The organism is Aminobacter sp. P4_H6_2 (assembly GCF_056400805.1).
This window is the reverse complement of sequence record NZ_JBFUKO010000742.1, coordinates 1-2,462: the sequence shown is the minus strand read 5'-3', so window position 1 is coordinate 2,462 and position 2,462 is coordinate 1. Positions and strand designations below refer to the sequence as shown.

General features: G+C 59.1%; 3 protein-coding genes. All 3 read right to left on the bottom strand.

What is annotated here, in order from left to right; translation table 11 throughout:
- Window positions 1-422 precede the first annotated feature (422 nt).
- The 3 genes from AC1DUU_RS29500 to AC1DUU_RS29490 are packed head-to-tail and all read right to left on the bottom strand — an operon-like array spanning window position 423 to window position 2,375.
- On the bottom strand, window positions 423-746 hold the full coding sequence (locus AC1DUU_RS29500) for a hypothetical protein (RefSeq protein WP_476786869.1): 324 nt from the start codon (window positions 744-746) through the stop codon (window positions 423-425).
- Window positions 743-1,543 (bottom strand): DUF2092 domain-containing protein, encoded by an 801-nt coding sequence (locus AC1DUU_RS29495; protein WP_476786868.1) that lies wholly within the window; start codon window positions 1,541-1,543, stop codon window positions 743-745. Before AC1DUU_RS29495 ends, AC1DUU_RS29500 begins: the two co-directional genes overlap by 4 nt.
- 22 nt (window positions 1,544-1,565) lie before the next feature.
- Complete coding sequence (locus tag AC1DUU_RS29490; RefSeq protein WP_476786867.1) at window positions 1,566-2,375, bottom strand: hypothetical protein; 810 nt, start codon at window positions 2,373-2,375, stop codon at window positions 1,566-1,568.
- Between the last annotated feature and the right edge of the window lie 87 nt (window positions 2,376-2,462).

The window sequence follows — 2,462 nt, the reverse complement described above, 5'->3', positions numbered from 1 at the left end:
CATGAGGTTGTGAGAGCGAAGCGATGTGATGGCGAAACCGGTCAGGCCGGAAACAGGGACAACCCGCGGACAGTCCGAGGCGTCATAGCCTGCTAAGCAGATTGGGACCTTGTTTTGCCGACCCCATCAGGGCCAGCAGTCTCCTATGGCTGCATCAACAGGCCGGACAGAAGACTGCACCCGACCAACGCGCCAGAACGTCGAATTATCTCTTGCAATGCGGGAGCCATCCACAGAAGACTGGCAGGTTCTGGCGTTCAAGAGGGGAGAGCGGACGTAAATTCTGAAGTTGACCCGGATCGGACCTACGGTACAACCTTAGAACGTCCTGAACGTGACCAAATGCGGCTCCGGTTGGGCTGCGGCTGTGGATCCAGCTGCTGCGGACAGAAATTGCTTGGACCTTTCTGGCCGCTGTAGTTTCAATCGATGTAGACTACCACGTATCGTCCGCCATAGGGCTGGTAGTATGTCCCTCCACAGCTCCACACCGTGGCGCTGTTGACGGTTACGCGTGCGCAGGCCGTGGGAAGCGTGTTGACATAGATGGTCGACCGTCGGATCACCCGTCGCGTCGTGCGTCTTGCAACGCCAGCGACGCTTCCCGGCGTCGCCGGTCGGCCGACGACCGCATGCGCCTCGCCGACAAAGCCCGCGAACGGCGTGATCGAGTCGATGCTGTCGGCAAGGACCATGGCGATCAAAGCGGCGACAATCGCGGCTAATTTGGAATGGCGTCTGGTCACTGCACTTCCTCCACGGAAAGCTCGCCGATCTGGTCGGCGAAGATCTGTTCGAGCTTCTTGGCACCTTCAGGCGCTTCGAATGTGAACTGTGCCGCGTCGATCTGCGGCGTCACGTTCCAGTCGCTGAAACGTACCGAGTATTGCGGCGCGCCAGCAACCCATTTGCTCGTAATGACGTATTTGAGGGGCAGCGGCTGCTCGCCCTTCTGAACCCAGATCTGCCAGTCGACTCTGGGATTGCGGAAGGCGAGGTGGTCGCATTCCACGCCGTCAATGAGGCAAGTGCCCACATAAACGCCCTTCGTTACATCTTCGGTGAGCAAGGCATAAGGGGCTGCTGCGAAGAGGTCGGCTCCTGGGGCGTCGAAACCGCTCGCTGCCCTGACCTCTTCGACCGCATCGTCGATGGTTGGTCCGGGGCTTTCGAACTGACCGTAGGCATTGGCCTTCTTGCCGTAGGTCGAGATGGTCTTGCCATCGAACGTCAGCACCGTTTCGACGAAGGCACCTTTGCGGGAGACCTTGAGCTTGCCAGGACGTTCGATCGCGACAGACCCCGAGGCGCTGTACTGCAGTTTCTGGCCGTCGAGATCGATGACCTCGCTGTCTGCATCATAGTTGACTGTGAAAGCCTTCAACCCGGCGACGTAGCTTGCCATGGAATGAAGGACCTTGTCAGCTTCGGCGTCGATCTGCTGGGCGCTGGCTGGCGACGCGATTAGACCTAAGGCGAGTATGCACGCGGCAATGGTCGTCGAACGACGCGCGGAGTTAGAATTTAATGCTGCAACTACCATCTCTGAATTCTCCTTGTCTGCGTCAAAAGCGAAGCACTGCGCCCAGGATTGGCCCGTGCTGAACCACATCGTAGACAAAGCCCTCATTTTCATAATCGACGCCCGCCGCGCGATAGCCGACAACTGCGGAAAAGGATTCTGTGAACTGGTAGTCAGCGCCGCCCATCAGGTCCCACACAATTTCCGAGGAGGCGCCGCCGCCTACCAATCCCCAGCCCGTCAGGGAGAGTTGGGGGGTAACCGAGATGCGCCCCTTGAAACCGAATATGGGATCAGCCCATGTTTCGGTCTCAGACAATTCAGTGCCGCCGATCAGTCCAGGTGGATTGAAATCGAGTTCGCTACGGACCGAAAACAGCCGGAAGCCGGCGAACGCGTCGATACTGGCATTGGGCTGCTCAAGCAGCCGGTACTCGGCCGCGAGAGTCCACATCAGGTTTTCCACGGTGACATCGGCACTGCTTGCCAGCAGGCCGAGCGGTGTGTCCTGCGATGCCGACAACTGCACATAGTTGAAATCGGTGAAGACGCCGAATCGCTCGTAACGAGCCTCGGCCAGGCCCATCACCGCAATGTCGAAGTTGGACAATATATCGCCGATGCTGGCGTCGACATTGGCGACACGGCCACCGGCGCCCACGGTGCCCTCGATGCCGGCCAACCAGCCATAGGCGGAGACTGTAAATGTCCAACCCGAAGGGGTCTGGTACGCCAACGTTTCGGCGCCGGGATGTATTTGATCCGCGGCAGCAGCGAGGTTCATTGAGCCCACGAGAAGTGCGCCGGCGGCGCAAGGCATTTTTAGATTCATACGTTTGGTCCCCTCAATCAAGTCGCATGCCGGGCTGCCCGTACATGCCGCGTCTTCCCGCCGCTATGCAGTCAGTTGGCCACAGTCACTTCTTGGGAAAGAGCAACG